The organism is Thermococcus sp. MAR1 (assembly GCF_012027305.1).
GTDB lineage: Archaea > Methanobacteriota_B > Thermococci > Thermococcales > Thermococcaceae > Thermococcus.
This window is the reverse complement of the sequence record NZ_SNUF01000026.1, coordinates 1-411: the sequence shown is the minus strand read 5'-3', so window position 1 is coordinate 411 and position 411 is coordinate 1. Positions and strand designations below refer to the sequence as shown.

General features: G+C 33.3%; 1 protein-coding gene. It reads right to left on the bottom strand.

Features of this window, described 5'->3' with window-relative positions; genetic code table 11:
* Positions 1–190: 190 nt before the first annotated feature.
* Positions 191–411 (bottom strand): murein L,D-transpeptidase catalytic domain-containing protein (locus E3E25_RS11390; RefSeq protein ID WP_206204737.1); only part of this gene is annotated, 221 nt, incomplete at its 5' end.

Genomic DNA, 411 nt, shown 5'->3' with positions numbered 1-411 from the left:
AGGAAGGAATAATTTTATTATTGAATGGAATGATAACAGAGAAGAAGATTTGCAGTTTGCAGGTAATGAAGTTGAACGTGCAATGGAAGAAGATACACAACCGCTAATTGAAGACGGTGAAAGTAACAATGATTTTAACCCACAGTTGAATTAATTATTTCTCACAGAAAACGCTGATAACACAGATTCGTTACTTATAAATCCACATACAAACAGGTTGTTTTGTTTTTAGTAAATATTGCTCCTGTAACGTTTTTAAAAAATTTGGAGATACTGTTGGGCAACCTAAACTGTTACAAATAAAATCAGGATACACTTCCTTATCAGGAACACAACTATGAGCATGTAGCACAACAAAACGGTTATAAGCATTGCTGTTGCTTGTATCTAAGCCATACAATTTATAAGCCA